Here is a 5,654-nt window from a genome sequence, read left to right as displayed (position 1 = left end):
CGATCCTTCTGATCGTCGTTGGTTAATATCGTTGACAATATTGGCAAAAGAGTAGGTAATATTTTCAGTATAGTAGCAGATTTGAGCAAGCACATAGTCTTACTTTTCGTCTTATTTAGGGAGATGGTGTATTGCAACCACCTCCCCGAAGCGTTCGGGTTATTAGTACTGCTCAGCTTTGACATTTCTGCCTTTACACCTGCAGCCTATCAACGTCATAATCTCTGACGTCCCTTAATGGAAGCCTCATCTTGAGGTGAGTTTCGCGCTTAGATGCTTTCAGCGCTTATCTCTTCCCGACATAGCTACCCGGCGGTGCAGCTGACGCCACAACCGGTACACCAGCGGTCGGTCCAATTCGGTCCTCTCGTACTAAAATCAGGACCTCTCAAGCTTCCTACGCCCATCACAGATAGGGACCGAACTGTCTCACGACGTTCTGAACCCAGCTCGCGTGCCACTTTAATAGGCGAACAGCCTAACCCTTGGGACCTTCTCCAGCCCCAGGATGTGACGAGCCGACATCGAGGTGCCAAACCTCCCCGTCGATGTGAGCTCTTGGGGGAGATCAGCCTGTTATCCCCAGCGTACCTTTTATCCTTTGAGCGATGGCCCTTCCATACAGAACCACCGGATCACTATATCCATCTTTCGATCCTGCTCGATCCGTCGATCTCACAGTCAAGCATGTTTATGCTATTGCACTCCACGTACGGTTACCAAGCGTACTGAACATACCTTTGAAAGCCTCCGATACACTTTCGGAGGCGACCACCCCAGTCAAACTACCCACCACGCACTGTCTCCACTTTTGGCGGATTAGACATCAGATAAATAAAGGGTGGTATTTCACCGTTGGCTCCCCTATACCTAGCGGCACAGGATCAAAGCCTCCCACCTATCCTACACATCATCTACCCAATGTCAATGCGAAGCTATAGTAAAGGTGCATGGGGTCTTTCCGTCCCGTGACGGGTACACGGCATCTTCACCGTGACTACAATTTCACCGAGCTCATGGCTGAGACAGTGCCCAGATCGTTACACCATTCGTGCAGGTCGGAACTTACCCGACAAGGAATTTCGCTACCTTAGGACCGTTATAGTTACGGCCGCCGTTTACTGGGGCTTCAGTTCAATGCGTCGCCTTGCGGCTAACATCCCCCCTTAACCTTCCAGCACCGGGCAGGTGTCAGGCCATATACTTAATCTTTCGATTTCGCATAGCCATGTGTTTTTGTTAAACAGTCGCCTGGGCCATTTCTCTGCGACCTCCTGCATTGCTGCAGGGAGGCACCCCTTTTCCCGAAGTTACAGGGTTAATTTGCCTAGTTCCTTAGCCATGGATCACTCGAGCACCTCAGGATATTCTCCTTGACTACCTGTGTCGGTTTCCGGTACGGGTACCATATCAATATGCTTAGAGGGTTTTCTTGGAAGTCTGCTTACATTCACTATTCCTTCGGCCGAAGCCTCCAGATACTATCAGGTTTCATCAAAATCTGCGGATTTTCCTACAAACTCTATAACTACGCCCTTTAACGAACTATTTCGTCAGTTCGCGGAATTGTCACTCCTCCGTCACCTCATCGCTCAATACGGTAGTATGGGAATATTAACCCATTGGCCATCACGTTCGCCTCTCGGCTACCGCTTAGGTCCCGACTTACCCGCGGTTGATTAACATTGCCGCGGAACCCTTAGTCTATCGGTGGGCAGGTTTCTCGCCTGCCTTATCGTTACTTATGCCTACATTTGCTTTTCTAACCGCTCCACAATACATTACCATACTGCTTCTCCGCTGTTAGAATGCTCCCCTACCACTTAGCATTGCTGCTAAATCCTGAGCTTCGGTACTACACTTGATGCCCGATTATTATCGATGCTCTGTCGCTCGACCAGTGAGCTGTTACGCACTCTTTAAATGAATTGCTGCTTCCAAGCAAACATCCTGGCTGTCTAAGCAACTGAACCGCCTTAGTTCAACTTAGTGTAGATTTTGGGACCTTAGCTGCAGGTCTGGGTTCTTTCCCTCTCGGACACGGACCTTAGCACCCATGCCCTCATTGCAGAGTATATTTAGTACCATTCGGAGTTCATCAGGATTTGGTAGGATGTGACTCCCCCTAGTCCTATTGGTAGCTCTACCTGTACTAAACTCAACCTCCACACTGCCCCTAAAGGCATTTCGGGGAGTACGAGCTATTTCTCAGTTTGATTAGCCTTTCACCCCTACCCTCAGTTCATCCAAAAACTTTTCAACGTTTACTAGTTCGGACCTCCATCCCGTGTTACCGGAACTTCATCCTGACCAAGGGTAGATCACAAAGTTTCGCGTCTACTCCCACTGACTATGCGCCCTATTCAGACTCGCTTTCGCTCCGGCTGCGTGTCTCCAGACACTTAACCTCGCCAGTGACAGTAACTCGTAGGCTCATTATGCAAAAGGCACGCCGTCACTCCATCACAGAGCTCCGACCGCTTGTAGGCGTACGGTTTCAGGTTCTATTTCACCCCGTTATTCACGGTACTTTTCACCTTTCCTTCACAGTACTGGTTCACTATCGGTCTTTCAGGAGTATTTAGCCTTACCAGATGGTGCTGGCAAATTCAAACGGGGCGTCTCCGACCCCGCCCTACTCAGGATACTACCACTTTATGATAATGTACAGATAAGGGGCTATCACCCTCTATGGCCTGGTTTCCCACCCAGTTCTCCTTGATATCACTCAGATTATGTAGTCCTATAACCCCTAACCAGCCGTAACTGGTCAGGTTTGGGCTCTTGCGCGTTCGCTCGCCACTACTTGCGCAATCACTAAATTGTTTTCTCTTCCTTCAGGTACTTAGATGTTTCAGTTCCCTGAGTTTGCTCCTATTGCTAGGTAGTATATCTTCAATATACTGGGTTGCCCCATTCGGAAATCTACGGATCAATTTCTATTTGCGAATCCCCGTAGCTTATCGCAGCTTATCACGTCCTTCTTCGCCTCTGAAAGCCTAGGCATTCCCCATACGCCCTTGATTACTTCTTTTAACGATTACCTTTCAAGGTTCGGTCAACATGATTCACATCACGTCAACTTGGTATCCTATGTGCTCGCTCGTTTATGTCTGTTAGTCATCTAGTCTTTCAACTAGCTGTACAAACACCCACTACTTACTTACTTTTACTACTCTTTCACCAATATGTCAATGAACTCCTTTGTCTGTATTACTCCGACAATGGCTGCTAGAAATGGCTTATCTCTTATGCAGCGACTTCGGTACCGACATCGTGGTAATAGATCCCAAATCCCAACTGGATTTGACTCATTTACCTGTCTTAATCTTTCTTAAGATGTTTGGATTGATCGTTCTTGCGAACATCTCTGTAACTTCCGTGGAGAATATCGGAGTCGAACCGATGACCTCCTGCTTGCAAAGCAGGCGCTCTAGCCAGCTGAGCTAATCCCCCAGTTTCTTTCACCGCAGTCTTTCAACTACAGCAACTTGGTTGATGCTGTCCCCTTGATCCTTTCCCCGCTCCCAACCAGTGGGCCTGCGTGGACTCGAACCACGGACCTCTACATTATCAGTGTAGCGCTCTAACCACCTGAGCTACAAGCCCGGATCTTTACAGTCCTCTTTCTTAAGTCCAATACTTTCGAATAAATTAGATTGATAGCGGATCTTCGAGTTAAGGTTCTCTGTTGACACTCTTAAGTGTCAGTCCAGAAAGGAGGTGTTCCAGCCGCACCTTCCGGTACGGCTACCTTGTTACGACTTAGCGCCAGTCATCAGTTTAACCCTAAACAGCGCCTTACAGCTACTGTCTTCAGGTCCTCCCGACTTCCATCGCTTGACGGGCGGTGTGTACAAGGTCCGGGAACGTATTCACCGCGCCATTGCTGATGCGCGATTACTAGCGATTCCAACTTCATGCAGGCGAGTTGCAGCCTGCAATCCGAACTGAGACGTACTTTTTGTGATTGGCTCACCATCGCTGGCTTGCAACACTTTGTATACGCCATTGTAGCACGTGTGTAGCCCTGGACGTAAGGGCCATGATGACCTGACGTCATCCCCTCCTTCCTCTCTGCTTGCGCAGGCAGTCCCTTTAGAGTCCCCACCATGACGTGCTGGCAACTAAAGATAAGGGTTGCGCTCGTTGCGGGACTTAACCCAACACCTCACGGCACGAGCTGACGACGGCCATGCAGCACCTTGCTCCTTGTCCTTGCGGAAAAATCCATCTCTGGATCGGTCAAGGGCATTCTAGTCCAGGTAAGGTTCCTCGCGTATCATCGAATTAAACCACATGCTCCACCGCTTGTGCGGACCCCCGTCAATTCCTTTGAGTTTCACCGTTGCCGGCGTACTCCCCAGGTGGATTACTTATCGCTTGCGCTTAGCCGCTGGCTGTGTATCGCCAACAGCGAGTAATCAACGTTTACAGTGTGGACTACCAGGGTATCTAATCCTGTTTGATCCCCACACTTTCGTGCCTCAGCGTCAGTTGAAGCTTGGTAAGCTGTCTTCACTATCGGTGTTCTTGACGATATCTAAGCATTTCACCGCTACACCGTCAATTCCGCCTACCTCAAATTCACTCAAGTCCTACAGTATCAATGGCACCCTCACAGTTAAGCTGCGATATTTCACCACTGACTTATAGGACCGCCTACGCACCCTTTAAACCCAATAAATCCGGACAACGCTCGCCACCTACGTATTACCGCGGCTGCTGGCACGTAGTTAGCCGTGGCTTATTCGCCAGGTACCTTCAATATTCCTCGCAAGGAATTTTTTATCCCCTGACAAAAGCAGTTTACAACCCAGAAGGCCTTCTTCCTGCACGCGGCATGGCTGGTTCAGACTTGCATCCATTGACCAATATTCCCTACTGCTGCCTCCCGTAGGAGTCTGGCCCGTATCTCAGTGCCAGTGTGGGGGATCAACCTCTCAGTTCCCCTATTGATCATCGCCTTGGTAGTCCGTTACACTACCAACTAGCTAATCAAACGCATGCCCATCCAAAACCACCTGAGTTTTAATAGCTGAAGAATGCTCTTCTACTATCTTATGGAGGGTTAATTCGAGTTTCCCCGAGCTATACTCCTGTTTTGGGTAGGTTGCATACGTGTTACGCACCCGTACGTCACTCTAGGTCAAGTATTGCTACTCAACTTGCCGTTCGACTTGCATGTATTAGGCCTGCCGCTAGCGTTCATCCTGAGCCAGGATCAAACTCTCCATTGTAATAATCCTTATGATCTTCATCCCTAATTCGCATCAGGAAATCCAACCCGGGGTCCTCTGTTCACCAACTTTCATTGATCGAACCGGACCACCCAATTTTTGTTTGTCCTTAACCCTTATTCGATTTCTTTTCAGAATCGCGAACCACATCGAAATGTGGCTCTTCCTAGCTACACCTCTCATAGCGATCAGTGTAGTAGGGTCCGCTATCAATCCATCTATTCAAAGAACGTTTTAGCTTCTGTCAGAATTTCAAATCACTTATCCATTCCGTCTTCGACTAATCGTGGTCGTAAACCTTTCACAGTTTCTTAACCTTTCAATCTCTCTTCGATAACCCTTCCGATTTTCGAAGCCCTCTTTCGTTTTGGGAGTGCAAAGGTAAGAAGCTTTTTTCTCTTTGCAACTTTCTGG

Annotated in this window: 2 tRNA genes and 2 rRNA genes; all 4 read right to left on the bottom strand. The window is 48.6% G+C overall.

What is annotated here, in order from left to right:
• Positions 1-142: 142 nt before the first annotated feature.
• Positions 143-3,034, bottom strand: a 23S ribosomal RNA gene (locus K7P01_RS31975).
• Between the two features lie 348 nt (positions 3,035-3,382).
• Positions 3,383-3,456 (bottom strand) — tRNA-Ala (locus K7P01_RS31970).
• 79 nt (positions 3,457-3,535) lie between these two features.
• Positions 3,536-3,609 (bottom strand) — tRNA-Ile (locus tag K7P01_RS31965).
• 107 nt (positions 3,610-3,716) lie between these two features.
• Positions 3,717-5,240 (bottom strand): 16S ribosomal RNA (locus K7P01_RS31960).
• Together the 16S and 23S rRNA genes with 2 tRNA genes alongside form the textbook arrangement of a ribosomal RNA operon.
• Between the last annotated feature and the right edge of the window lie 414 nt (positions 5,241-5,654).

Source organism: Parachryseolinea silvisoli, assembly GCF_021190955.1.
In the GTDB taxonomy this organism is placed as follows: Bacteria; Bacteroidota; Bacteroidia; order Cytophagales; family Cyclobacteriaceae; genus Ohtaekwangia; species Ohtaekwangia silvisoli.
The sequence above is the reverse complement of the archived record's forward strand: the minus strand, read 5'-3'. Positions and strand labels throughout refer to the sequence as shown.